A 23,932-nucleotide genomic window follows, 5' to 3' on the forward strand; every position below is an offset into this window, starting at 1 on the left:
TCAGGCGGATGTGGGCGTTCTCTGGTGGCTGCGCTCGCCGCGATCGCCCGCGCACCCCATCCGGCAAGTACCCTCGGGCTCGGCGCCACCGCGACGAAGGGCACGCAGCTGATCCAGTACACGTACAACGGCAAGCCGGACGAGAGCGGGGAGCAGATTCCGCGCTGAGCCGGATCATTGAGGGAACGACAGCAGCCGGATGACCGGTCGTGCGGCGCTCCCGGCGTCGTCGTCGAGCCCGGTCGGCAGCGCGCCGCTGAGCCACAGGTGGGCGAAGCCGTGGACCATCGACCAGGCGGCCAACTCGGTGGTTTCGCCGGCCGATGTCGAGAGCGCCGCGGTGAGGGCCTGGCCGGCGCGCTCCTGCGCGGTGAGCAGTTGCGCATCGTCGGCGTTGAGCAGGCGGGGCTGGAACATCACGTCGAAATGCGCCGGATGCCCGGCCGCGAACCGCACGTATGCCACGCCGACTTCGACCAGATCGCCGCCCGCGGCGCTGAGGGCGTCGGCCAGCAAGTCGTATCCCTCGGTCGCCAGCGCGGTGAGCAGGCCGGGCTTGGCGCCGAAGTGGTGCGTGAACGCCGCGTGGGAAACCCCGGCGCAACGTGGCCCAAGGTGACCGAATCGGCCCGCGCACCGCGCTGCAATTGGTGTTCGTCGCCGCGGCAGTACTCGTCATTCCATGAAGGCCGTGTGGTCCTGCCATGGCGAGCAGGGAGAGACACCCCTTAGGCGAGTGACACCCTCTGAGAGGACACCCCCTAGGGCTTGCGGCCGGTGGCGGAGGCGAAGCCCAGCCAGGTGTGCCGGTTGCCCCACCAGCACCAGCCGACCTTCGGGGCGTGGCGCCGCTCGCGGCCGTCACGCCCCGTGCCGTTGCTGATCCAGATCGCCGGGGTGCGGGTGTCCAGTGCGCCGTTCTCCTTGCGCAGCCGGGAGCCGATGGTCATGAAGCAGTGGTTGCGCTCCAGGATCGCGGGCTGCTGGAGCACCCAGTGGATGCCCTCGCTGAGCAGCAGCGGTGTGCGGTCCTCCTGGACGAGGGCGGGCAGCGCTTCGTCCGGGCTCCAGTTGGACATGTGGTCGCCGCGGTCCAGGCCCGTGACGAGGTACAGGGGAGCGTCGGGCAGCTCGATGGTGTCGACCGGCGCGAAGCGGTCGACGTCGGGCATGTCGACGACCACGAAGCCGGGCTTGTCGGCGTGCCGGAGCAGCGGTGCCAGGGCGGAGGCGGGGGCGCGGTCCGGGTGGACGGCGAGCAGGGCGTCGCCGTCGTTGCCACCGGCGCCCTCGGCGAAGGCGCGCAGCTCGTGGGCGGGTATCCCCGCGAGCTCGTGCACCCCGAGGTCGATCAGGCGCTGGGCCTGGGCGGCGAGCGGTGGGAGAGAGGTCGGGGTGGACGCGGTCTCGGGCACGGGTACTCCTTGGTTCGGCAGAGCGGCGAAGCGGCAGAGCGGTAAGGCCGTAAAGCGGCAGAGCGGTGAAGCGGTGACGTGGGCCCCGGGCCATCGAGGCACATCGGGAGTCCCCTTGATCAAATTCGACGGCGCGGCCACTGTCAACAAGGACGTTCGTGTTCTCCGACGCGTGCAGGAGGAAGGAAAAGTGGGCCGCATCCTCCTGATCCGGCTGCGGTCGGCAGGCGAAGTCCCTGAGGATGGGCAGGCATCGACGTTCGTCGGTCGGGTGCGATGCGACGTCCTAGGTTTGGGGGAGTCCGGTGCCACAGCAGTTGACCATGAAGCTGGGCAATGGCGATGACAGCACTGCCGTGTTCGAGGTCGACGCCGACGAGGATGCCGCGGACCTTGCTCTGGCCGCGGGCGGGGACGGCGTGGTGGCGCGGGCACGCGTCTCGGTCCATGAGGCGCTGGAGCAGATCAAACCGACGCTCACCAGAGTGACCGACACGCTGCGGGAGCTCCAGCCGGACGCGGCCGAGGTCGAATTCGGTCTGAAGATGGGCGGCGAGACCGGGGTGATCATCGCCAAGGGGACGGCCGAGGTGAATTTCGCCGTCCGCCTCACATGGAATCGCCCCTGACGCGATGGGCGCACAGCGTGAGGGTTTCATCGTCAAGGTGCGCACCACCACGACGGGGGAGCCCGTCGGCGTCGGGTTCGTCGTCGGCGGCAAGGAGATCGTGACCTGTGCGCATGTGGTGAACGCGGCCCTCGGCCGGGACAAGGAGAGCACGGAACGCCCGGCGGGTGACGCTCGGATCCAGGTCGAGTTCGTCCTGCTGGGGGACGCGGAGGGGGCTCCGCTGCGGCACTGCCGGATCAGTTCCTGGGATCCGCCGCCGGGCTCCGGCCGCATGGGCAGGGACGTGGCGGGGCTGACGCTGGTGGGCGGGGACACCTTGCCGGCGGGCGCGGGTGCGGCCCGGCTGGTCGACGCCCGCGTCGGACTGGTGGGCGACGCCGACGTGAAGGCCTTCGGGTATCCGGGAAAGCCACCGCGGAAGGTCAACGGGGCCTGGAGCTCGTGCGTGCTGCGGGGCGCGGTCGGCGGGGGCCTCATCCAGCTCGACGCGGCCAGCGAGTCGGCGCTGCGGGCGCAGCCGGGCTACAGCGGCTCACCCGTCATCGTCGCGGACCGGTGGGGGGACGCCGTGGTGGGGATGCTCGCGATCGCGGGCCGCGACGGCGCCGCCCATGACGCGTATGCCGTGCCGCTGTCGGAGGTGTCGGCCGCCTGGCCCGAGGCCCTGGGGCGCAGCGTGCTGCCGCCCTGCCCCTACCGAGGACTGCAGGCGTTCAGCGCCGAGGACGCGCGGGCGGGGGTGTTCGTCGGCAGGGAGCGTGAGGTCCAACGACTCCGGATCATGGTGAAGGCGCAGCCGTTGGTGATGGTGACCGGGCCGTCCGGCGTGGGGAAGTCCTCGCTGGTCGCGGCCGGCCTGCAACCGCGGCTGGCGGCGGAGGGGTGGTCGGTGGCCTCGTTCCGGCCGGGGGTGTCGCCGTTCGACGCGGTGGCTCGCGCACTGCTGGAACTGGAGGACCCGAAGAGGGACCACAGCCTGGAGGAACTGGAGCACCGGGCCCACGCCGTCAGGAGCGAAGGGTTCTGGCCCGTCGCCTCGCGCCTGAGGATCCTCACCGGGCGCAGACTGGCGCTGATCGGCGACCAGTTCGAGGAGGTGCTCAGCGGCCGAGCGCACGACGAGTCACAACTGGAGCTGCTGCGGAAGCTGCTCCCGCCCGCCGACGTCGCGCAGGACCCCTGCGTACGGCTCGTGTGCACGTTGCGCGCGGACTTCCTGCCCGACCTGCTGGAACTGCCCGACATCGGGCCCCGGTTGCAGGACCGCCAGCTGAATGTGTCGCCGTTCGACGAAGCCGCGCTCACCCGGGTGATCGTCGAGCCCGCCGCGGTGGCAGGCGTCGCCTTCACCCCCGGTCTCGCCGAGACCATCGCCGCGGAAGCGAGCAAGGCGGCCGGAAGCCTGCCCCTGCTGGAATTCACCCTGACCGAGCTGTGGTCGATGCAGCACGACCGCCGCCTCAGCTTCGACAGCTATCAGGGCATCGGCGGCGTATCAGGGGCGCTGAACCAGCACGCGGAGAAGGTGTACGGCCAACTGGCGCTGCACTTGGGCGAGTCCCGGATACGGCGTGTGCTGCTGTCCATGGTCCGCGCCCGTGGCGGCGCCGCCGGCGCGGTCCGCGTCACCGTCCACCGTTCCCACCTGGGCAAGGACTGGTACATCGCCCAGCTCCTGGCGGATCCCGAGCAACGCCTTGTCGTCCTCGGCCCCGGCGGGCCCGACACCGCGGAAATCGCGCATGAGGCCCTGATCCGGGAATGGGCCAGGCTGGCGACCTGGGTGGAGGAGGACGCCGACTTCCAGCAGTGGCTCGCCGTCGTCGAGGAGCGCGCCGCTGAGGGCGACCTGCTGTCCGCGACCCGTCTCGCGGAAGCGGACCGATGGCTGGGAGAGCGCGCCGACGACATTCCCGAAGTCGTGGTGAGCCTGGTCGAGCGCAGCCGCGAGGAGATCACCGCCCAGCAGCGTACGGAGCAGATGCTGAGCGCCGAGCAGGAGCTCACGGCCCAGTTGAGGGAGCGCTCGGCCGAACTGGAGGCGTCCCGAAGGGCGTTGCAGCAGTCCAACGCCGAACTGGAGGAGAAGGCCGAGCTGCTCGCCCGGCAGAACCGCGACATCGAGGTCAAGAACACCGAGATCGAAGAGGCCCGGCAGGTCCTCGAAGAGCGCGCCGAACAGCTCGCCCTCTCGATGCGCTACAAGTCCGAGTTCCTGTCGAACATGTCGTACGAGCTGCGTACCCCACTCCACTCGATGCTGGTGTTGGCCAAGTTGCTCGCCGACAATGCCGAAGCGAACCTCACGCCCAAGCAGGTGGAGTTCGCCGACACCATCCACAGCGCGGGCTCGGACCTGCTCCAGCTCATCAACGACATCCTCGACCTGTCACAGGTGGAGGAGGGCAGGATGACCCTCAGCCCGGCCCGCGTCGTGCTCGCCCAGCTCGTCGACCACGTGGAGGCCGGTTTCCGCCCGGTGACCACGGAGAAGGCGCTGGACTTCGCCGTGCGCGTGCGGCCGGAGCTGCCCGCCGTGCTGCAGACGGACGAGGAGCGTCTCCTCCAGGTGCTGCGCAATCTGCTGTCCAACGCGGTGAAGTTCACCGATTCCGGAGCGGTCGAGCTGGTCATCCGGCTCGCCGGCGACGACGTGCCGGACGAGATCCGCGAGCAGCTCCTTGATGCCGGTTCCCTGCGGGACGCGGACGCCGACCTGGTCGCCTTCTCCGTGACCGACACCGGCATCGGCATCGCGCCCGCCAAGATGGGGGAGATCTTCGAGGCCTTCAAGCAGGCCGACGGCACCACCAGCCGGAGGTACGGCGGCGCGGGCCTGGGCCTGTCGATCAGCCGGGAGATCGCGCGGCTGCTCGGCGGTGAGATCCACGCGGTGAGCGAGGCGGGGCGTGGGTCCACTTTCACGCTGTACCTGCCGCTGCACCCCGGCTATCTGTTCGTGAGCGGTGATGCGTACGACCTTCCCTCGATGCCCGCGGCCGTGTCCGCTCCCGTTCAGGACGCACTCGTTCAGGACGCACTCGTTCACCACGCAGCCGTTGAGGACGCACCCGCCCTTCCACCCGAGTTCCAATTCGGCGGCGAGAAGGTACTGGTCGTCGACGACGACATCCGCAATGTCTTCGCGCTCACCGAGGGGCTGGAACGCCACGGCTTGCAGGTGTTGTACGCCGAGAACGGGCGGGAATGCATCGAAGTCCTCGAACTGTACGAGGACGTCGAGGTCGTCCTCATCGAAATCATGATCCCGGAGATCGACGGGTACGAAACCATGCGCATGATCCGCGGAATGCCGCAGTGCGCCCGGCTGCCGATCATCGCCCTCACGGCGAAGGCCATGAGAGGCGATCGCGAAAAGGCTCTCGAGTCCGGAGCCTCGGACTATGTGACGAAGCCGGTGGACCTCGATGCGCTGATGTCCGTCATGGAGCGATGGATGCGTACGGCGAAGGAACCCTGAGGGGCGGGAACCCGCGAGTTCCGGGCGCCGCCCCCAGGGCGAGTGGGCTAGGTCGCGGGAACGCGGCCCTGGGGCGGGTCGGCCCGCCACTCGGACGCGATGCCTCGCATCAGCGGCGGATACACGAGCAGGTGCCGGAACGGCGCGATCGCGGCCATGTAGGCCTTCCCGAACAGGCCGTTCGGCTTGACCAGCACGGCCATCTGGCCACGGTAGCCGCCCGCTCCGTCCGGGACCCAGCTCAGGTGCATCACGCCGTGCATGGTGCGGTTGCTCATCTCCGACGCCCACTCGTCGTCCGCCAGGTAGATCGAGCGGAACGGCAGGCGGTCGAAGTCCGGCCCGAAGGGGCCGTCGCGCAGGTCGTCCGGCAGCCGGTCGCGCAGCGTCGGCACCCGGGAGCCGACGCCGGCGTCGGGCTTGTCCCAGCCGAAGAGCTTGCCGAGCTTCCAGCGGATCGCGAAGAGCATGCGGGCGATCCAGGACGGGTTGTCCGACGTGTCGCCCGCGGTGGTCTGCCGTATCAGGTGCGGGAAGTCGTCGGGGCCGCCCGGCGTCGGCAGGGCCCACACGTCGTAGAGGCGGAAGTCGGGAGCGAGCTCGTGGATCCGCCAGGGCCGGGAGGTGTGGGCGGAGTTCGGGAGTTTCATTCGTGGACCTCCATCTGCTCAGTGATGTGTCACAACGAGGGGGTGAGTCCGAGTACGCCGGAGACGGCCCGGGCCGCGAGCAGTTCATCGTCCGGGACCTGCCCGGCCAGTGCGATGACGGTGCCCTCCAGTGCGCCGACGAAGGCGAGCGCGAGGGTCCTGGTCGGCCGCCCCTGCGGGATCGATCCCGCCTCACGCCCGGCGTCGATGAGGCCCGCGCAGCGGGTGAGGAGCGTTTCGTAGTTCCGCTCGACCTCGTGCCCGACGGGATGGTCCTGTCCGCTGAACTCGAGCCGGAGCGCGATCGGTACGCGCGCCACGTCCCGTCGGCAGAAGACGGCGTGGCCGCGTGCCAGCGTGAGCAGCGCCGCGACGGGGTCCGGTTCCTGCTCGACGAAGCGCGCCACCTCGTGCCAGTACGTCTCGCGGTACCACGCGCACACGGCCAGGGCCAGATCCTGCTTGTCCTTGAACTGGTGGTAGAGGGCGCCACGCGTATATCCGGCGTCGCGGGCCACCTGTTCGAGCTTGAGATGGCCGTAGCCGTAGCGGGACAGGCCCCGCGCGGCCGATTCGAGCAGCGCGTTACGCGTGCGCGCGCTGCGGTCGGCCTGGGTGGCGCGACCGGTCTGCGCCCCGCGTCGCGCGTCCGGGGTCCGCGACTTCATCTGGCATCCCTTCTTGGAGCCCTCTGAAACGAGCATACATGCACGTGTGTATGTTTGTTGAGCCCTACGGGCCGACCGGGAGGCCGCGCGGCTCCTTGACCCGCTTCATGATGATCTGCGAGTTGACCTCGGCGACCCCTTCCAGGGACGTCAACCGCTCGATCCACAGGCGTTCGTACGCGGCCAGGTCGGCGACCGCGATGCGCAGCAGGCAGCCGGGGCTGCCGAAGAGGCGGTACGCCTCGATGACGTCGGGGATGTCCTGCAGCGCCGCCTCGAACGCCTCGACCGTCGCCCGGTCGCGGCGCACCTCGATGGAGACGAGGACCTCGAAGCCGCGGCCGACCGCCTGCGGGTCGACGACCGCCCGATAGCCCTGGATCACCCCGTCCTGCTCCAGTTGCCGCACCCGCCGCATGCAGGGTGAGGCGCTCAGGCCGACTCGCTGCGCGAGCTCCTGGTTGCTCAGCCGACCGTCCTGTTGAAGCTCGCGCAAGATTGCGCGATCAATTCCGTCCATGGCGCAATCATCCACTATCCATGCCCGATTTTCCGGGTGAAGTTGGCAAGCCGATTGCGCGGCTTCTCGTCTATCGTTGCGGCGCGGCGGCCCGCGACCCGCGAGCCGCCGTCCGCTGCGGCCGCGTGACGCCACGAGCGCCCCCGGCCGCACACCCGACCAGCATGGAGAGGCGGGCACATCCCGATGACACACCTGGCATCCCCGGCGGTCCCCCGGCGGGTCGTCGTCATCAGCACCGGTGGCACGATCGCCAGCCGCTGGCAGGGCACCGGGTACGCCGCCGACGCCTCCGGCGGCGAGGTCCTGGCCCGGGCCGCCGTGCCGGACGGCGTCACGGCCGAGGTCGTCGACCTGTTCAACGTGAACAGCTCCCGCATGACCTCCGCGCAACAGCTCACGCTGCTGCGCGCGGTCCACGAGGCGCTCACCGACCACCGCGTCGCCGGTGTCGTCGTCACCCACGGCACGGACACCCTGGAGGAGTCCGCCTTTCTGCTCGACCTGCACCACACCGACCCGCGCCCGGTGGTGTTCACCGGTGCCCAGCGCCCCTTCGGCTCCGCCGACAGCGACGGTCCCGGCAATGTGTACGACGCGCTCCAAGTCGCCTCGACCGTACGGCACTTGGGCGTACTCGTGGCCTTCGACGGCATGGTGCACGCGGCGCGCGGCACGGTGAAGACGCAGACCCTGGCGGCCCATCCGTTCACCGACCCGTCCGCGCCGACCGTCGGGCGCCTGGGCTTCGGCCGTGTGGACATCGACCGGCGCCCGGAGCGGCCCGAGCCGCTGCCGTTGCCGCGGGCCGCGCACGCCCTGGCCGCGGGCGGCCCCGTGGAACTGCCGCGCGTCGACATCGTGACGCACCACTCCGACGCCGACCCGGTGCTCCTGGACGCGGCGGTCGCGGCCGGAGCGCGGGGCATCGTGCTCGTCGCCACCGGGGCGGGCAACGCGACACCGCAGTTCGCCGAGGCCGTCGCGGCGGCGGTGGACCGCGGCATCCTTGTGGCCCTCACGACCCGGGTGCACGCCGGTCCCGTCGCCGAGATCTACACCGGCGGCGGCGCGGTGGACCTGGTCGCCGCCGGCGCCGTCCTGACCGGCACGCTGCGCGCCGGTCAGGCGCGGATCGCCGTGCTCGCGACGCTGCTCGCCGACGCCGTGCCGGAGCAGCGGGGAGAGCTCCTCCGACGCCTCCTGGGCGGCGCGAGCCACGATCAGGGTCAGGAGTCCGCCCCGGCCGCCTGACCCTCGTACGCCACCCGCCCCTTCATCCCCTTCCGCTTCGCGCCCGACGTACACGTCGTACACAAAGGACCCGCCCCATGACCGCGCCCGCCCAGGCGTCCCCCGAACCCGCCGCAGCCCACCCGACCGGGCCCGCGACCCGCCGCGAGCACGACCTCCTCGGGGAGCGCGACGTACCCGCCGACGCGTACTGGGGCATCCACTCGCTGCGTGCCCTGGAGAACTTCCCGATCACGGGCGTCCCGATCTCCGTGTACCCGCGGCTCGTCGACGCGCTGGCCGCCGTGAAGGAGGCCGCGGCGCGGGCCAACGAGGAACTGGGCCTGCTGCCCGCGGCCAAGGCCCACGCCGTCGTCGCCGCCTGCCGGGAGATACGCGAGGGGCACCTGCACGACCAGTTCGTCGTGGACGTCGTCCAGGGTGGCGCCGGGACCTCCACGAACATGAACGTGAACGAGGTCGTCGCCAACCGCGCCCTCGAACTCCTCGGCCACACCAAGGGGGAGTACGCGCACCTGCACCCCACCGAGGACGTCAACCTCGGCCAGTCCACCAACGACGCCTACCCGACCGCCCTGCGCATCGCCACCATCACCGCGGCGCACGGGCTGCTGCAGGCCATGACGGTGCTCCAGGACGCGTTCGCGGCGAAGGCCGTCGAGTTCCGCGACATCCTGAAGATGGGCCGGACCCAGCTCCAGGACGCCGTACCCATGACGCTGGGCCAGGAGTTCTCCACGTACGCCGTCATGCTGGACGAGGACCGGAGCCGACTGTCCGAGGCCGTCGAGCTGATCCACGAGATCAACCTCGGCGCCACCGCCATCGGCACCGGCCTCAACACCCCGCCCGGCTATGCCGAGACCGCCCGCCGCCACCTGTGCGAGATCACCGGCCTGCCCCTGGTGACGTCCGCGAACCTGGTCGAGGCCACCCAGGACTGCGGCGCCTTCGTCCAGCTCTCCGGCGTACTCAAGCGGATCGCCGTGAAGCTCTCCAAGACCTGCAACGACCTGCGCCTGCTCTCCTCGGGACCGCGCGCGGGGCTCAACGAGATCAACCTGCCCCCGGTCCAGGCCGGTTCGAGCATCATGCCCGGCAAGGTCAATCCGGTGATCCCCGAGGTCGTCAACCAGGTCGCCTTCGAAGTGATCGGCAACGACGTCACCGTCACCATGGCCGCCGAGGCCGGGCAGCTCCAGCTCAACGCCTTCGAACCGGTCATCCTGCACGCCCTGTCCAAGAGCATCACCTCCCTGCGGGCGGCCTGCCTGACCCTCGCCGAACGCTGTGTCGCCGGACCCGACGGAGGCATCACCGCCAACGCCGCCGCCCTGCGCGCCACCGTGGAGAACTCCATCGGCCTGGTCACCGCCCTCAACCCGCACATCGGCTACACCGCGGCCACCGCCATCGCCCAGGAGGCACTGAGCACCGGCCGTGGCGTCGCCGAACTCACGCTGGAGAAGGGCCTGCTGCCCGCCGAGCGGCTGGCCGGGCTGCTCACCCCCGAACGACTCGCGGGCACACGTCAGTTCTTCGGTACGTCGACGACCTGATCCCCGTCGGGTACGTCCGCCACGGTCACCGCGGCCCCCGGCACGCCGAGCCCCTGTGCCACGGCGGACCTCAGCCCGGCGAAGTCCCGTCCCTCGGGCACGGGGACCTGTTCGCCCTCGCTGTAGCTCTCGATCGCCTTGGTGAAGTAGCTCGGATGCCAGGCGCCGACCGCACCCCTGACGTCCACGGAGGTCACCGCGCGGTCGCCGACGAGACTCTTGATCCGGCCGAGGATCTCGTCGGAGCGGAGTTCGCCCGGTACTTGGAAGAGGCTCGCGTGCGCGCCCACGGCGCCGCCCGAGTGGAGCCGGACCGTGACGGTCAGACAGCTCGTGACACTGGGGTACCTGAGGACACTGCCGGGACCGGCCTCCTTGACCTGGCCCTCTGTCACCACGGTCTCCGTCGCGGCCGGGCGGACAGCGGCGACCGGGCCGCCGCCCTCGGCCGCGTGGGCCGCGACGGGAACCGCGAGGGAGGCGGTGACGGCGGTGACGGCGGTGACGGCCACCCCGGCCAGCACGGATGCCACGGCCGAGGGGAGGGACAGGCGCGTACGTATGGACATGGACAAGGAGGGGCTCCCGGCTGATCGGTGTCAAAGGGAGCCACTTTATGCCGCGTCGGCCGGACCGGCGATGCCGGGCAGCGCGGGCACGGACGCGGCGGCGTTGGGGAGGGAGGCCGGGGATGGAGGCCGGGGAGGTGGGGGCCAACGCCCTTGTCGGCGGGCTCAGTTCGGCGGGCCAAACTCTTGCGTGGGCAACTACTCCTCTGCCACATTCGCCCCAGCCGAACATGGCATGCACGCGCCATGGCTCAACCCGCCTGGCGTGCGTGCGCTCGGGCCGCATACCTATGCGGTCAAGTCCCCATGAAGGACGCTCCAACCCCCACACAATGGAGACGAACGTGCGAATATCCAGACTCGTCCCCGCGCTCGCGGCCACCGCCATCGCCGTCCTGGGGCTCGCCCCCACGGCAGCGGCCCAGTCGGCGCCCAGCGCGAACGCTCCCGCCGCCGCGAACGGCACCTCGGCCCAGCCGATCATCGGCGGCGGCTACGCAAGCAACGCCCCCTGGGCGGCCCGGCTCTTCTCCAACGGCCGGCAGACCTGCAGCGCCACCATCATCGCCCCGACCTGGATCCTCACCGCGAAGCACTGTGTCAGCGGCGGCGGCCTCTCGTTCCGCATCGGCAGCCTCGACCAGACCACCGGCGGCACCACGGCCAACGGCACGAGCGTGCACAACCACTCGTCCTCTGACCTGTCCCTGGTCAAGCTCGACCGCTCCGTGTCGGCCACCTACTCGCGCCTCGGCCAGCCGGGTTCCGTGACGGTCGGCCAGACCGTGCAGGTGTACGGCTGGGGCGCGACCTCCCAGTGCAGCCCTGAGATCAACTGCCAGTCCCGGCTCCTGAAGGTCGCCGACGTCGTCGTGACCGGCGGCTGCCGCGACGCCTACCAGGGCCAGGCCATCTGCGCCCGGCGCGGCAACGGCATCACCGCGGGCGGCGACTCGGGCGGCCCGATGATGGCCAACGGCGTCCAGGTCGGCGTCGCGTCCACCAGCGACCGCCAGACCACGACCGCGTACACGAACGTGACGGCGTACCGCTCCTGGATCCAGAGCGTGGCGGGAGTCTGAGCGACTCCGCCGTCGGCACCGACGCGCAGCCCGGTCGCCGCAGGGTAGTTCGTGTCGCCTCCGTGCGGTCATCGCCATCGCGCGGAGGCGATGCGGGGCCCGCGTCCGTTCGCGGCGCGGGCCCGGATCCACAACACCGGCCACGCCCCGCGCACCCTCGCCGCCGCGGCACGGCCCGGTCACATCGGGGGGTGCCCGCCCGGCTCCTCGGTGGGCTCGCGGCCGGTGATGAGCGCGCGCACCTCGGCCGCGGTCGGGTGTACGTACAGTTCGCGCAGTGACACCGGGGGCAGTCCGGCTCTGCGCAGCGCACCGGACAGCCGTACCGCGAGCAGCGAGTTGCCGCCGCAGGCGAAGAAGTCGTCGTCCGGGCCGACGTGGTCGCCAAGTATCTCGCGCATCGCCCGCAGCACCGGGTCGTCCGTCGGCTGCCCGGCCTCGGCGCCCGGCGTGGCGGTCTCGGTGGCCGGCTTGAGCCTGCTCACGTCGACCTTTCCGTTGACGGTCAGTGGCAGCTCGGACAGCAGCGTGAACGCGGCCGGCACCATGTAGTCCGGCAGGTATCGCGCCGCCCGCCGCCGGATGTCGTCCACGGACACGTCGTCGTGCTTCAGCACCAGGTAGGCCTCCAGGCGGACGTCAGCCGCGTCACCGGTCTCGCCGCCCAGCACGACCGCTGCCGCGGTCACGTTCTGGTCCTCCAGCAGGACCGCGCGGATCTCGCCGAGTTCGATGCGGAAGCCGCGCACCTTGACCTGGCCGTCGATCCGGCCGAGGTGGTCCAAGCGCCCGTCCGGGCGCAGCCTGCCCAGGTCACCGCTGCGGTAGACGCGCTCCCCGGTGACCGGGTCGGACACGAACCGCGCGGCGGTCAGCTCCTCCTGGTTGAGGTAGTGGCTGGCCACGCCTGCGCCGCCGACGTAGATCTCGCCGGGCACCCCGAACGGCTGGACGCGGCCCGCGGGATCCCGCACGGACACCGACCAGCCGGGCAGTGCCCTGCCGACCGAACGGGACCCGGCGCCGACGTCCTGCGGTGTGACGGTCTGGCTGGTGACGTGCACGGTGGTCTCCGTGATGCCGAACATGTTGACCACCCGGCATCGGGTATGCGGGTGCCTGCGGAACCAGTCCTGCAGCATCCGCACGTCCAGCGGCTCACCACCGAAGATCACCAACCGCACCGCGAGGTCGGCGGAGCGCCGCAGGTCGACCTCCTTGAGCATGGCGAACGCGGACGGGGTCTGGTTCAGGACGGTGACCCGGTGCCGCACCAGGAGGTCGTAGAACTCCTCCGGGTTCCGGGAGACGAAGTACGGCACCACGACCAAGTGGCCACCGGTCAGCAGGGCGCCCCAGATCTCCCACACCGAGAAGTCGAACGCACTGGAGTGGAACAGGGCCCAGTTGTCCGCCGGCCCGAGTCCGAAGTCGGTGGTGGTCGCCGCGAGCAGCGCGCCGACGTTGCGGTGGGGTACCGCGACACCCTTGGGCCGACCGGTGGAGCCGGAGGTGTAGATCACGTAGGCGATGTCGTCCGCGCCGACGCCAGGGTCCGTGATCGGCTCACCACCGGCACCGGTCACCTCGCCCGGGTGCACCACGGTCACCCCGTCGACCACGGGGAAGTCCGACGCAGTGGAGAGCACCAACCGGGCGCCGGAGTCGGTCACCGTGTGGACCAGCCGTTCCACCGGATAGGTGACATCCATCGGGACATAGGCGGCACCGGCCTTGAGCACACCGAGCAGCGCGGTCACCAGGTCGACGGCACGGTCGAGGCACACTCCGACCCGGTCCCCCGACGCCACCCCGTGGCCGCGCAGCGCACCGGCCACGGCGTCGGACCGGGCGTCCAACTCGGCGTAGCTCAACGTACGGTCCGGATCGGACAGCGCGGGGGCGTCCGGCCGGCCGGCGGCCACCTTGCGGAACAGCTCGTGGACGGGCGCGACCACCGCGTCGCCCACGGCCGGGGTGCGTCCGGCGGCGATGACGGCGGCGGCCTCCGCGGTGTCCACCAGCTCGATGTCACCGACCCCGGCTCCGGCCGGAGCACGTACCAGCGCCGCCACGAGGCGGTCGATGTGCCCCGCGAACTGCTCGGCGACCACCGGGTCCAGGACACCCTCGTCGTAGTGCAGGACACCGCTCAGGGTGCCGTCCGCGTCGTACTGCCACGCGAGCGTCACCGGAAAGACCGGCGCGAGGACGGCTTGGTAGACGTCACCGGCGCGGCCCTCGGTCAGCAGGACCCCGACCGCCGGCATACCGGACGGCGGCTCGCCGCCCGTGGCGCAGGCGGCTGCCGCGGCGTCGAGCAGGTCGGTGACGCGTGCCGCGTCCCCGGCCGGGAGCGCGACCGACCGCTGCGCGTCGGCGGCCGCCGTACCTCCGGTGATCAGCGTGAACCCGGCGCGCTCCGTCCCGCCGTAACGGGCCAGTACGAGCGCGGCAGTCGCGACCGCCACCGCCGGTGCCGCATCGCCCGCGACCGCCGTCGCGGTCAGTGTGATGGTACCGGTCCGGCCCGCCGCGGCCGGGTCGCCGAGGCCCCACGGCAGATCGGGCGGGCCGTCGTGCTGAGGGCCCCCGTCAGCCGCCGGTTCAGGCAGCGCCACGGGCTGCGCCGGGTCGGCCAGCGCCGTGGCCAGCTGGTCCAGGGCGCGTCGGTCCACGGCCCGGCGGTGTGCCACCAGCACCAGGTCGGCCGCGCCGTCGGCGTAGCCGAGCACGACGGCGCGCGCGATGACCGGGGCGCCGTTGACCGCGCGGCCGGCCTCCCGGGTGCGGCGCCTGTGCGCGACCCTGTCACCCGCGTCGCCGTCCAGCGCCTCGTCGAACAGCTGCATGCCGCGGAGCACTGGATGACGCTCCGTCAGAACGGCCAGGTTCGCGCGCACGGCCACCGCGTCGGTCCCGGCGGGCAGCCGCCTGATGAGGCTGTGGCAGGCACGGGCCGGCTCGGCGCCGAACTCGGCGCGGGCGAAGAGCCGACCGCTCGGGTGATCGGCCGCGGGGACCTCCGCGGCCGCTTCGCTGGAGACGGACACACGCACTCCTTCTGGTGAGGCCGGGAGAGGGGTCAGCGGGCGGAGAAACCGGCATCCACGGGGATCACCGTTCCGGTGACCTTGAGGGAGTCGTCGCCGGCGAGCCAGATCGCGGCACCGGCGACGTCGGCCGGGTCGACCAGCGAACCGGTCGCCACCGACTCCAGGTAGACGGCTTCCTGTTCCTCGTAGGTGATGCCGAGCGCGTCGGCGACGACCGCGGTCATCTGGCCGTCCACGGCCGGGTCGTCCCGCACCGGACCCGGGCACAGCGCGTTGACCCGGATGTTCAGCGGCGCGTAGTCCAGCGCGGCCGCCTTGGTCAGGCCGACCAACCCGTGCTTGGAGGCGACGTATCCGGCGAAGTGGCGGTAGCCGACGAGGCCGGCCGTCGACGCGACGTTGACGATGCTGCCCGACCTCTGGGCGACCATGACCGGCGCGACCGCCGTGATCAGGTGCCATGGCCCGGAGAGGTTCACATCCAGCACGACCTGCCACTCCTCCTCAGTGAAGTCGTGCGCGGCCTTCCCCGACGGTGCCCCCACCCCCGCGTTGTTGATCAGGGCGTCGATCCGCCCGAACCGGTCCACCGCGGCCGTGACGGCCGATGCCACGGCGGACCGCGAGCGGACGTCCGCCGTGGCGACGAGCACGGACACGCCGTTCTTACGGCACAGCCGTGCGGTCTCCTCCAACTGGGTCGTGGAACCAAGGGCGTAGGGGACCTCTGGAAGGTCACCGGCGATGTCGATGAGAACGACGTCCGCGCCCTCCTCGGCGGCCCGCACGGCGCAGGCCCGGCCAATCCCCCTGGCCGCGCCCGTGATGACGACGGTCTTGTCATGCAGTCCCATGGGTGAGCCTCCTTCCGGAGCCGACACGGCCGGCAGCGATGGTCTCGGAGATCAGTGCGAGCAACGGCTCGGGATCATCTGCCGGATACATATGGCCTCCGGGCAGCTCCGCGAGGGAGAAGCCGGCGGTGGTCACGTCCTGCCACTCGGCCACATCGCCACGGGAGACGAACGAGTCGCCCGCGGCGTACACCCCCGTCACCGGGACGTCGAGGGGGGCTCCGCCGCTCGGCCGGTAGCCCTCGTCCATGGCGTAATCGGCACGCAGTGTCGGTATCAGCAGCTCGCGTATTTCAGGTACGTCGAAGGCGTCGTACTGGCGCCCGGTGGTTTTCTCGACGTGCTCGAGGAATGCGTCGTCGGTCAGCCCGGACACGTCGCTGACCGCGCCGGCGGACGGCGGGCGCGCCGCGCTGACGAACAGGTGCACCACCTCGTGGGACCCGGTCTCGGTGATGCGCCGGGTGAGTTCGTAGGCGAGCACCGCGCCGAGGAAGCAGTGCCCGAACACGGCGACGGGGCCCTCGCCCGCCGCCTCGAGCGCGGCCGGGAGCAATCCGTCCGCCGCAACGTGCACGTCCCGGTACGGCTCCTCGTCCAGCCGGCGCTCGCGGCCGGGTAGCTGGAGCGGCGTGGCCACCACCCCTCTCAGGCTGTCCATCCCGTTCCACGGGCGGAAGAAATTCGCTCCGCCCCCGGCGAACGGAAGGCACAGCAACGGCACCTTGCCGCGCCCCGAAGTCGTCGTCTTGGTCACGGCATTGCCTCCAGGCGTGACTCCCGGACGGCTCGGATGTCCGTCCTGGGCAGATGGATGGTGGATGTCGAACCGTGTGCGAATGCTAGCTACCGCGGCGGTGCGGAATGTCTCTCCGGGACCACCGCCCAAGAGGTGCTCGATGTCGTGTTGTGTCTCGCCGGCGAGACACGCCGTGGTGCACGCTCGTCGCCTCCGGTGGAACCGCTCAGGAATGGGAGTAGAAGCCGCGGCCGGACTTCTTGCCCAGCAGTCCGGCCTCCACCATGCGGAGCAGCAGGGCGGGCGGGGCGAACTGCGGTTCGCGGAACTCCCGGTGCAGGGACTCGGCTATCGCGGCGACGACGTCCAGGCCGATCAGGTCGCTCAGCCGCAGCGGCCCCAGGGGGTGCGAGCAGCCGAGCGTCATGCCCTGGTCGACCACTTCGGCCGTGGCGACGCCGGACTCGACCATCCTGATCGAGCTCAGCAGGTAGGGAATGAGCAGGGCGTTGACCACGAAGCCGGACCGGTCCGGCGTGCGGATCGGCGTCTTGCCGAGGGTGACCTCGACGAACTCGGTCATGCGCAGCAGGACGTGCTCCTCGGTGAGCAGCGAACCGGTCAGCTCCACCAGTGGCAGCACGGGCACCGGGTTGAAGAAGTGCGCGCCGACCACTCGCTCCGGCCTGCTGGTGACGGTGGCCAGGCGTGTGATCGGGATGGACGAGGTGTTCGACGCGAGGATGGCGCTCGGGGACTCGACGACCTTGTCCAGCGCCACGAACAGCTCGGACTTCGCGTCCTCGTCCTCCCGGATCGCCTCCACCACGAGGTCACGGTCGGTCAGGTGGTGGAGGTCGGCGGTGAACGCGATGCGCGCCAGCGCGGCATCCCGGTCGGCCTCGGACACCTTGCCGCGGGCCACGGCCCGGTCCAGTGAGGCGACCAGCCGCTCGCGCCCGGCGGACACGGCGCCGGGCCCGGAGACCACGACCACGACGTCCAGTCCGGCCCGGCCGCACACGTCGGCGATACCGGAGCCCATCGTGCCGCAGCCGACGATTCCCACCCGGTGGACGGCATCCGGCAGGCCGGCGGTCCCGGTCATGCGGGCACCCCCCACCACAGCAGGCAGGCGCCGATGTTCCGCGTCCTGCACCGCATCCACTCCGGCCCGACGCCCACGCGCTCGGTCACCTCGGTGTTGCCGATCTGCTCCTCCGGGGCGTACGAGTCCGTCCCCAAGATGCCCACAGCGTGCTCGGTCACGGTCGGGTACCTCCTGGTCAGCCGATGGACCCGGTGACGACCGGGGCCGGGTCCCGCAGCGGGTTGAGCCGGTCCGCGCCGATCCGGGCGCGCAACGCGGGGTCGGTGACCCCGAGCCCGGTGTGCGGGGCCAGGCACAGCACACCGACCTTGCCGGTGTGCTGGTTGTTCTGCACCAGCCGGGTGGCCTCGCCGATCTCGTCGAGCGGGTACGTCGTCGAGAGCGCGGGGACGAGCATGCCCAGCTGCACCAGCCGGTTGCACTCCTGCAGCTCCTGCCAGTTGGCGGCGTGGCTGCCGATGATCCGCTTGAGATTCATCCACAGGTAGCGGTTGTCGTACTGGTGCTGGTAACCGGTGCTGGACCCGCAGGTGATGACCGTGCCGCCCTTGCGCACCACGAACACCGAGACGCCGAAGGTGGCGGCGCCGACGTAGTCGAACACCACATGAGGGTCCTCGCCCACCTCGGCCCGGATCCGCTTGCCGAGTTGCTTGCCCAGGTCGATGGCCTCGTCCGGGCTCGGGACGTGGTGGCCGAGACCGATGTCGTTGCGGTTGACGACCACGTCGCAGCCCAGTCGGCGCAGCGCGCGTGCCTTCTCCTCCGAGCCGACCACACCGATCGGGATGCCACCGCCCGCCTTCACCAGTTGCACCGCGTAGGCGCCCAGGCCGCCGACCGCCCCCCAGATCAGCACGATGTCGCCCTGCTTGATGCGCGCGCCGCGGTCGCCGACCAGCATCCGGTAGGCGGTGCTGCCGCACAGCGGCACGGCCGCGGCCTCCTCCCAGGTCAGGTGCGTGGGTTTGGGCACGAGCTGGTTGACCCGCACCACCGCGTAGTGGGCCAGGCCGCCGAAGTTGGTCTCGAAGCCCCACACGCGCTGCTCCCTGCCGAGCATCCCGTCGGCGTGCGTCGCGGGCTCCTGGTCGTCCACGTAGGACGGCGAGACGACCACGTGGTCGCCGACGCGCCAGTGCCGCACGCCCGTGCCGACGCGCACGATCACGCCGGCGCCGTCCGAGCCGAGGACATGGTGCGGCCGGTCGTGCCGGGCGGCGTAGCCGCCCTGGCGGCCGAACCGGCGCAGGAAGTCGAAGGTGGGCAGCGGTGCGAACGTCGCCGACCAGACGGTGTTGTAGTTGACGGAGCTGGCCATGACCGCGACCAGTGCCTCGTCCGGCGCCAGTTCCGGCATCGACACCCGGCCCACCCGGAGTGAGCGGCGCACATCCTTGTCCGGGGCGTCGCCGAACATACGGGTGTCTTCCGCGTGCAGGTATGCGGCCAGGTACTCGCCCGGCACGTCCTCCTGGCTCAGTTCGTCCGGCGAAGCACCCGCGAGCACGGCTTCGGCCAATGCGTCCATCAGGAATTCCTTTGCCCTCGTTGCGGCGCAAGTGCGGGCGCCGCTGTGCGACGGAGTTCGACTGGAATAGGGCTGTTCCGACGTCTCTTCACTCGGGAGACCAAGCCGTGGCGGGCTACCTGCGCAGGCCCGTAATCAGCCGCGCGCTCCCTTGATCGCCTTGGCGGGAGGAGATGGGTTCAACCCGAAATTGAGTAGGCCTGTCTACGGGCCACTGCTCGGCCATCGTGACACAGAACCCCAGTGGGATACAGGTCCGGGCGGACGACCGGGAGTTCAGCAATTCTGCCGTTCCTTGCGGAGTCGGCGGTCGAGTCCTAGCGTGGCCTCGGCATTCCAGGATGGCCGCGGATACCCGGTGTCCTGTCGACAGGACAAAGTGTCCTGTCGACAGGACAAACGCCGATCTGCGAACCGGTGCGCGGCCCTGGAGAGTTCCTGTCCCGAGATCTCCTTGACGACTGAGGATGGTGGCAGTGAGCACAAACCCATTCGATGACGAGGACGGCAGCTTCTACGTCGTGGTCAATGACGAGGAGCAGCACTCCCTGTGGCCGGTGTTCGCCGAGGTGCCCGCAGGCTGGCGGGTGGTATTCGGCGAGGCGGCCAGGGCTGAGTGCCTGGAGTACGTCGAGCGGCACTGGACCGACTTGCGCCCGAGGAGCCTGCGAGAGGCCATGGCGGCGGACTGAACGTCGGTCGCGCAGAGGGGCCGTACGACACGCGCCCGCCGGTCATCGCGGACCCGCGGCTCCCCGCTGGTGCGCAGGCCGACGGATGCGGAACGACGGTAATTGCTGCCCGGGCGCCCGATCGAGCGATCGGTTCACGCCCAGGCGAACAATGTGGTTGGGAGATGAAGCTTGTGAGGGCCGTCCAGTGAGAACCGCGAGTCGTAACAAAGCAGGGTTAGCCGGTGGTGAGCTCGCCCAGCGCGATGTGCTGCTGTCCTTCGTGGGGGAACAAGCACAGGTGCAGAAGACAGGGATGACCTTTTCGCGGAACCTGTCGGAGCGATCCTGGGTCCAGATCGGGGCCAGCCTGCGCGAGCTCACGAATTCCTCGGCGTGGTGGCTCGGCGACTGGTTGATCTTCGGTGAGGAAGCCTACGGGTGGCGGCGGTACCGGGAGGCGATCGAGCGAACAGGGCTCGACTACCAGACCCTGCGCAACTATGCGTGGGTGGCCCGGCGGTTCGAGCACCACCGCCGGCGGGACGGCCTCAGCTTCGCCCACCACGCCGAGGTGACCCGCCTGTCGCCACCGGAGCAAGACTACTGGCTGCGCACGGCCGAACAGCAGAAGTGGTCGCGCAACGAACTCCGCAAGGTGGTCCGCGCCAGCCTGGCCGAGCAGTCCGACACCCCCGGCATCCCCCCGAGCAGCGGCAACGAGCAGCAAGAGGCACCCAAGGCGGCCGAGTCCGCGGGTGCCGACATGAGTCGGCGGAAGGCCACCACGCTCACCATCGAGCTGTCCGCCGGTCAACTGGACTGCTACGCGAAAGTGGCCGCCGCGCACGGTCTGCCCATCGACAAGTGGGTGACCCAGGTGCTCGACGCCGCCGATCGGCGCACCGTCTGAGTGCCGGACAAGCTCCGTTCCTCGTGGCGTGCCGGCGGCTCGCCCGACGGGACACCTCCCCATCGGAGTCAGCTGATGATCCTTCAGGGAAAGCGCGTCGCCCTGCCCGCGACGCCCGTCGTCCACCGGCAGTTCGAGGCGCATGCGGAAGCCACCCCCGACGCCGTTGCCGTCGTCTGCGCCGGACAGCGGATGACGTACGCGGAACTGAACGCGCAGGCGAACCGGTTCGCGCACTTCCTCACCGCGCGCGGACACGGCCGGGGCGCGAAGGTCGGGGTCTGCCTCGACTACTCGATCGACATGGTCGTCGCCGTCCTCGGCACTCTGAAGGCAGGCGCGGCCTATGTACCGTTCGACCCGTCCTACCCGGCGGCAAGACTGCGACTGCTGCTGGAGCAGGTCCCGGATCTCGCCCTGATCGTGGCCTCCCCGGCGACGGCCGGTCCGGTCGAGTCGGCGGCCGTCGAGATCGTCGGCCTGGAGGAACTGTCCGATCACCTGGCAGGTCTCCCGGCCACCGATCCTGACGTCACGGTCACCGGGGACGACGTGTGCTACGCGGTCTTCACATCCGGGTCGACCGGTACGCCGAAGGTGACCGCGGTGCGGCACGAGGGCTGGTTCAACCTGCTGAACTGGCTGATGCTCGAATACGGTCTGCACCGCGGGTCGAGCAATCTGGTCGTCAGCGCATTCGGGTTCGACCTCTCCCAGCGCGCCCTGATGATGCCGTTGTTCTGCGGCGCCACCCAACACCTCATGGCCAGCCGGAACTTCGACGCCGCGATGGCCTACCGCATGGTGGCCCAGCACGACATACGCGTGGTGCACTGTGCTTCCAGCACGCTGTACCTGCTGGTGGACTGGGAGACCGCACGGGGCGGTGAGGCGCTCACCCGGCTGGACTACGTGCTCTTCGGCGGGGAGCCGCTGCGCATCGAACGGATCGCGGACTGGGCCCGGCGCGAGGGCAACACGTGCACCCTCCTGCACCAGTACGGCGTCGCCGAGTGCACGGACGTCGCGACGTCGTACGACCTCGCCGGCTACCGGCCCGGCGAACACGACATCGCACCCGTCGGTACGCCGGCCTACAACACCGACATCCACATCCTCGACGAGCGGATGCGCGGTGTCGGGGCGGGGGAGTACGGCGAAATCTGCATCTCCGGGACCAGCGTCGGCGCCGGCTACCTGGGCGGCACGGGTCCCGAATCCGAGCGGTTCACGACGGTCGTGATCGACGGCGCGCCGCGCAGGATCTACCGCACGGGTGACCGCGGCTGGGTGAACGAGGCCGGGGAACTCGTCGTCGCCGGCCGGATGGACGCGCAGGTGAAGGTGCGGGGCATGCGCATCGATCCCACCGACGTCGAGCGCGCGCTCGGCAGGCTGGCCGGGGTCCGGGAGGCCGCCGTCGTCGTCAGGTACACGGACTCCGGCGAGGCCGAGCTGATCGCATTCATCGTCCCGGCGGCAGACGGTCTCACCGGAAACGACGTGCGCGCCCACCTCCTCGAGACGCTGCCGCGAAACATGGTTCCGGCCAGGTTCGTCAGTATTCCGCGGCTTCCGTTGAGCCCGCACGGGAAAGTGGACCGCGCTGCGCTGGTCGATGAATGCAAGAACGAGTACGCCGACGGCATGGCCGACGGACCTTACCGATAACCGAGGGGACTGTGATGATCGCCGACAGGGTGCGCAGCATCTGGTGCCGGGAACTTCAGCAAGACGATATATCGGTCGACGACAATTTCTTCGCCCTGGGTGGTCAGTCCGTGATCATGGCCAAAATCCAGATGGCTTTCATTGAGGAGTTGGGCGTCGAGGTTCCGGTGGACCAGATGTTTCTCAACCCGACGGTGGCGTCGATCTCCGCGTACATCGAATCCACGGGTGCGGCCACCCAATAGTGTCAGGCGCGGTTGATGCCGTTTCGTGTGTCTTTTCTCCTCGGCGCTTCCGGCTGTGGCCGCGCTGGGCCAAAAACCACCTGATCAGAGAGGCGCCATGTACGACGTCATTGTCATAGGTGCCCGTTGTGCGGGTTCGCCGGCGGCCATGTTGTTCGCTCAGCAGGGGTACCGAGTCCTGCTCCTGGAGAAAGCGCGATTCCCGCAGGACACGCTGTCCTCGCATTACATCCACCAGCCGGGCGTGGCACTCCTGGGCCGGTGGGGGCTGCTCGACGAACTCCGCGACGCGGGCTGCCGGCCGATCGACCACCAGAGCTACGAGGCGCCCGGCGTCCGGCTGGACGGCTTCTCCCTGCCGGTCGACGGCTACCGGACCACGTACGCGCCGCGACGGTACGTGCTGGACCCCATCCTCGCCGGCGGTGCCGTGGCCTCCGGAGCGGACTTCCGTGAGGGCTGCGCCGTCACGGATCTCGTGTTCGAGGACGACCGGGTCGTCGGGGTGCGGTACACGACGCCCGGCGGCGCCGAGGCGACGGACCGGGCGCGGCTGGTCGTCGGCGCGGACGGCATGCGGTCGCTGGTGGCCCGCAAGGCCGGCGCGCAGAACGTCATCGAGCATCCGCGTATGACGTGCACCTACTACAGCTACTGGGCCGGGGTTCCCGCGCACTTCGAGCTGTACGAGCGGCAGGGGCGCTGGATCGGGGTCATCCCCACCAACGACGACCTCACGCTGATCATGGCCTACTTCCCGCAGGACGAGTTCTCCGAGGTTCGCACCGCGGTGGAACCCGCCTACCTCGACGCCGTCCGCACGACGGCGCCCGAGTTGTACGAGCGGATGTCGGCGGGCAGCCGCGTGGAGCAGCTGTACGGCACGGGGCACCAGGAGAACTACTTCCGCAAGGCCTTCGGTCCCGGGTGGGTGCTGCTCGGTGACGCGGTGCACCACAAGGACTCCATCACCGCCCGCGGCATCACCGACGCCTTCATCCAGGCCCAGTCGCTCACCGAGCACATCGGGGAGCGACTGCACGACGACGCGGCACTCGACGTGGCGCTGCAAGGCTACGAGGACGACCTGGACGACACCTTCTCCGACGTCTACCAGGGCGCGCTCAACGTGGCCGAGCTCAAGCCCGACGGCCGGGCCGAGTTGCTGCGGACACTGGCCGGTCACCAGGAGCTGACCGACCGGTACTTCTCGACGGTGTCGGGCGCCTGCTCCATCGACGACTTCTACAACGCCGAACTCTTGACGCTGCTCGACCAGAGCTGAGTAACGGCTCTCTCCCTGGTGTCCTG

Annotated in this window: 22 protein-coding genes and 2 pseudogenes; 12 read left to right on the plus strand and 12 right to left on the minus strand. The window is 70.4% G+C overall.

The window, feature by feature from the left end:
* Positions 1 to 24: 24 nt before the first annotated feature.
* The gene (locus tag AC0KTA_RS37590; protein WP_481052672.1) at positions 25 to 168 is read left to right on the plus strand and encodes a hypothetical protein; all 144 of its coding nucleotides are present in this window, start codon (positions 25 to 27) and stop codon (positions 166 to 168) included.
* A 6-nt stretch (positions 169 to 174) separates the two neighbouring features.
* Here AC0KTA_RS37590 and AC0KTA_RS37595 read toward each other — a convergent pair whose 3' ends face one another.
* Both AC0KTA_RS37595 and AC0KTA_RS37600 read right to left on the minus strand, forming a co-directional pair.
* On the minus strand, positions 175 to 516 hold the full coding sequence (locus AC0KTA_RS37595; RefSeq protein WP_481052673.1) for a TetR-like C-terminal domain-containing protein: 342 nt from the start codon (positions 514 to 516) through the stop codon (positions 175 to 177).
* A gap of 245 nt (positions 517 to 761) precedes the next feature.
* A complete protein-coding gene (locus AC0KTA_RS37600) occupies positions 762 to 1,415 on the minus strand; it encodes a DUF5701 family protein (RefSeq protein ID WP_481052674.1) in 654 nt (217 codons plus the stop codon).
* Positions 1,416 to 1,738: 323 nt separating this feature from the next.
* Between AC0KTA_RS37600 and AC0KTA_RS37605 the strand changes: the two genes are divergently transcribed.
* The 3 genes and pseudogenes from AC0KTA_RS37605 to AC0KTA_RS37615 all read left to right on the plus strand — a co-directional run.
* On the plus strand, positions 1,739 to 2,044 hold the full coding sequence (locus tag AC0KTA_RS37605; protein WP_481052675.1) for a CU044_2847 family protein: 306 nt from the start codon (positions 1,739 to 1,741) through the stop codon (positions 2,042 to 2,044).
* 4 nt (positions 2,045 to 2,048) lie between these two features.
* Positions 2,049 to 3,827, plus strand: a pseudogene (locus tag AC0KTA_RS37610) (nSTAND1 domain-containing NTPase); the annotation flags it as partial.
* 60 nt (positions 3,828 to 3,887) lie between these two features.
* Positions 3,888 to 5,528, plus strand: a pseudogene (locus AC0KTA_RS37615) (ATP-binding protein); the annotation flags it as partial.
* 47 nt (positions 5,529 to 5,575) lie between these two features.
* On the opposite strand, the gene AC0KTA_RS37620 reads toward AC0KTA_RS37615, so the two are convergent.
* From AC0KTA_RS37620 to AC0KTA_RS37630, 3 genes are all read right to left on the minus strand, one after another.
* On the minus strand, positions 5,576 to 6,178 hold the full coding sequence (locus tag AC0KTA_RS37620) for a DUF2867 domain-containing protein (protein ID WP_481052676.1): 603 nt from the start codon (positions 6,176 to 6,178) through the stop codon (positions 5,576 to 5,578).
* A 29-nt stretch (positions 6,179 to 6,207) separates the two neighbouring features.
* Positions 6,208 to 6,846, minus strand: a complete 639-nt coding sequence (locus tag AC0KTA_RS37625; RefSeq protein ID WP_481052677.1) for a TetR/AcrR family transcriptional regulator — start codon at positions 6,844 to 6,846, stop codon at positions 6,208 to 6,210.
* A 64-nt stretch (positions 6,847 to 6,910) separates the two neighbouring features.
* Entirely contained in the window at positions 6,911 to 7,366 is a 456-nt protein-coding gene (locus AC0KTA_RS37630; protein ID WP_481052678.1) for an Lrp/AsnC family transcriptional regulator, read from the minus strand.
* Between the two features lie 186 nt (positions 7,367 to 7,552).
* Here AC0KTA_RS37630 and AC0KTA_RS37635 point away from each other — a divergent pair, with 186 nt between their 5' ends.
* Complete coding sequence (locus AC0KTA_RS37635; protein WP_481052679.1) at positions 7,553 to 8,620, plus strand: asparaginase; 1,068 nt, start codon at positions 7,553 to 7,555, stop codon at positions 8,618 to 8,620.
* 77 nt (positions 8,621 to 8,697) lie between these two features.
* Positions 8,698 to 10,179 carry an aspartate ammonia-lyase gene (gene aspA / locus AC0KTA_RS37640; RefSeq protein ID WP_481052680.1) on the plus strand — a complete coding sequence of 494 codons (1,482 nt, stop codon included), beginning with the start codon at positions 8,698 to 8,700 and terminating at the stop codon, positions 10,177 to 10,179.
* On the opposite strand, the gene AC0KTA_RS37645 is transcribed toward aspA, so the two are convergent.
* Positions 10,152 to 10,748: a hypothetical protein gene (locus tag AC0KTA_RS37645; RefSeq protein ID WP_481052681.1), complete on the minus strand. Its 597-nt coding sequence runs from the start codon at positions 10,746 to 10,748 to the stop codon at positions 10,152 to 10,154. The two genes, aspA and AC0KTA_RS37645, sit on opposite strands and share 28 nt — an antisense overlap.
* 344 nt (positions 10,749 to 11,092) lie before the next feature.
* On the opposite strand from AC0KTA_RS37645, the gene AC0KTA_RS37650 reads away from it, so the two are divergent.
* A complete protein-coding gene (locus AC0KTA_RS37650) occupies positions 11,093 to 11,830 on the plus strand; it encodes a S1 family peptidase (protein ID WP_481052682.1) in 738 nt (245 codons plus the stop codon).
* Positions 11,831 to 12,009: 179 nt separating this feature from the next.
* Here AC0KTA_RS37650 and AC0KTA_RS37655 read toward each other — a convergent pair whose 3' ends face one another.
* The 6 genes from AC0KTA_RS37655 to ccrA form a co-directional block, all read right to left on the minus strand.
* Positions 12,010 to 14,883 (minus strand): amino acid adenylation domain-containing protein, encoded by a 2,874-nt coding sequence (locus AC0KTA_RS37655; RefSeq protein ID WP_481052683.1) that lies wholly within the window; start codon positions 14,881 to 14,883, stop codon positions 12,010 to 12,012.
* Positions 14,884 to 14,915: 32 nt separating this feature from the next.
* On the minus strand, positions 14,916 to 15,740 hold the full coding sequence (locus tag AC0KTA_RS37660; protein WP_481052684.1) for an SDR family NAD(P)-dependent oxidoreductase: 825 nt from the start codon (positions 15,738 to 15,740) through the stop codon (positions 14,916 to 14,918).
* Positions 15,727 to 16,497: a thioesterase II family protein gene (locus AC0KTA_RS37665; RefSeq protein WP_481052685.1), complete on the minus strand. Its 771-nt coding sequence runs from the start codon at positions 16,495 to 16,497 to the stop codon at positions 15,727 to 15,729. The genes AC0KTA_RS37660 and AC0KTA_RS37665 overlap by 14 nt, the downstream gene beginning before the upstream one ends.
* Positions 16,498 to 16,705: 208 nt before the next feature.
* Entirely contained in the window at positions 16,706 to 17,587 is an 882-nt protein-coding gene (locus AC0KTA_RS37670) for a 3-hydroxybutyryl-CoA dehydrogenase (RefSeq protein ID WP_481052686.1), read from the minus strand.
* Complete coding sequence (locus AC0KTA_RS37675; protein WP_481052687.1) at positions 17,584 to 17,748, minus strand: hypothetical protein; 165 nt, start codon at positions 17,746 to 17,748, stop codon at positions 17,584 to 17,586. The genes AC0KTA_RS37670 and AC0KTA_RS37675 overlap by 4 nt, the downstream gene beginning before the upstream one ends.
* Positions 17,749 to 17,765: 17 nt before the next feature.
* Positions 17,766 to 19,121, minus strand: a complete 1,356-nt coding sequence (gene ccrA / locus AC0KTA_RS37680; protein WP_481052688.1) for a crotonyl-CoA carboxylase/reductase — start codon at positions 19,119 to 19,121, stop codon at positions 17,766 to 17,768.
* A 467-nt stretch (positions 19,122 to 19,588) separates the two neighbouring features.
* Here ccrA and AC0KTA_RS37685 point away from each other — a divergent pair, with 467 nt between their 5' ends.
* The 5 genes from AC0KTA_RS37685 to AC0KTA_RS37705 all read left to right on the plus strand — a co-directional run bounded on the left by AC0KTA_RS37685 (position 19,589) and on the right by AC0KTA_RS37705 (position 23,906).
* Entirely contained in the window at positions 19,589 to 19,813 is a 225-nt protein-coding gene (locus AC0KTA_RS37685) for an MbtH family protein (protein ID WP_481052689.1), read from the plus strand.
* Between the two features lie 295 nt (positions 19,814 to 20,108).
* A complete protein-coding gene (locus AC0KTA_RS37690) occupies positions 20,109 to 20,705 on the plus strand; it encodes an LmbU family transcriptional regulator (RefSeq protein WP_481052690.1) in 597 nt (198 codons plus the stop codon).
* 75 nt (positions 20,706 to 20,780) lie between these two features.
* Entirely contained in the window at positions 20,781 to 22,376 is a 1,596-nt protein-coding gene (locus tag AC0KTA_RS37695) for an amino acid adenylation domain-containing protein (protein WP_481052691.1), read from the plus strand.
* A 14-nt stretch (positions 22,377 to 22,390) separates the two neighbouring features.
* Complete coding sequence (locus tag AC0KTA_RS37700; RefSeq protein WP_481052692.1) at positions 22,391 to 22,621, plus strand: phosphopantetheine-binding protein; 231 nt, start codon at positions 22,391 to 22,393, stop codon at positions 22,619 to 22,621.
* A 97-nt stretch (positions 22,622 to 22,718) separates the two neighbouring features.
* Positions 22,719 to 23,906: an NAD(P)/FAD-dependent oxidoreductase gene (locus AC0KTA_RS37705; RefSeq protein WP_481052693.1), complete on the plus strand. Its 1,188-nt coding sequence runs from the start codon at positions 22,719 to 22,721 to the stop codon at positions 23,904 to 23,906.
* Positions 23,907 to 23,932: the final 26 nt, after the last annotated feature.

Source organism: Streptomyces sp. Y309, assembly GCF_056712025.1.

What these genes read in the sequence shown, in the direction of transcription:
- AC0KTA_RS37670 (WP_481052686.1), bottom strand. Translation starts at nt 17,587, where the DNA reads ATGACCGGGACCGCCGGCCTGCCGGATGCCGTCCACCGGGTGGGAATC.
- aspA (WP_481052680.1), top strand. Translation starts at nt 8,698, where the DNA reads ATGACCGCGCCCGCCCAGGCGTCCCCCGAACCCGCCGCAGCCCACCCG.
- ccrA (WP_481052688.1), bottom strand. Translation starts at nt 19,121, where the DNA reads ATGGACGCATTGGCCGAAGCCGTGCTCGCGGGTGCTTCGCCGGACGAA.
- AC0KTA_RS37620 (WP_481052676.1), bottom strand. Translation starts at nt 6,178, where the DNA reads ATGAAACTCCCGAACTCCGCCCACACCTCCCGGCCCTGGCGGATCCAC.
- AC0KTA_RS37605 (WP_481052675.1), top strand. Translation starts at nt 1,739, where the DNA reads ATGAAGCTGGGCAATGGCGATGACAGCACTGCCGTGTTCGAGGTCGAC.
- AC0KTA_RS37635 (WP_481052679.1), top strand. Translation starts at nt 7,553, where the DNA reads ATGACACACCTGGCATCCCCGGCGGTCCCCCGGCGGGTCGTCGTCATC.
- AC0KTA_RS37645 (WP_481052681.1), bottom strand. Translation starts at nt 10,748, where the DNA reads ATGTCCATACGTACGCGCCTGTCCCTCCCCTCGGCCGTGGCATCCGTG.
- AC0KTA_RS37695 (WP_481052691.1), top strand. Translation starts at nt 20,781, where the DNA reads ATGATCCTTCAGGGAAAGCGCGTCGCCCTGCCCGCGACGCCCGTCGTC.
- AC0KTA_RS37660 (WP_481052684.1), bottom strand. Translation starts at nt 15,740, where the DNA reads ATGGGACTGCATGACAAGACCGTCGTCATCACGGGCGCGGCCAGGGGG.
- AC0KTA_RS37705 (WP_481052693.1), top strand. Translation starts at nt 22,719, where the DNA reads ATGTACGACGTCATTGTCATAGGTGCCCGTTGTGCGGGTTCGCCGGCG.
- AC0KTA_RS37630 (WP_481052678.1), bottom strand. Translation starts at nt 7,366, where the DNA reads ATGGACGGAATTGATCGCGCAATCTTGCGCGAGCTTCAACAGGACGGT.
- AC0KTA_RS37625 (WP_481052677.1), bottom strand. Translation starts at nt 6,846, where the DNA reads ATGAAGTCGCGGACCCCGGACGCGCGACGCGGGGCGCAGACCGGTCGC.
- AC0KTA_RS37685 (WP_481052689.1), top strand. Translation starts at nt 19,589, where the DNA reads ATGGTGGCAGTGAGCACAAACCCATTCGATGACGAGGACGGCAGCTTC.
- AC0KTA_RS37690 (WP_481052690.1), top strand. Translation starts at nt 20,109, where the DNA reads ATGACCTTTTCGCGGAACCTGTCGGAGCGATCCTGGGTCCAGATCGGG.
- AC0KTA_RS37700 (WP_481052692.1), top strand. Translation starts at nt 22,391, where the DNA reads ATGATCGCCGACAGGGTGCGCAGCATCTGGTGCCGGGAACTTCAGCAA.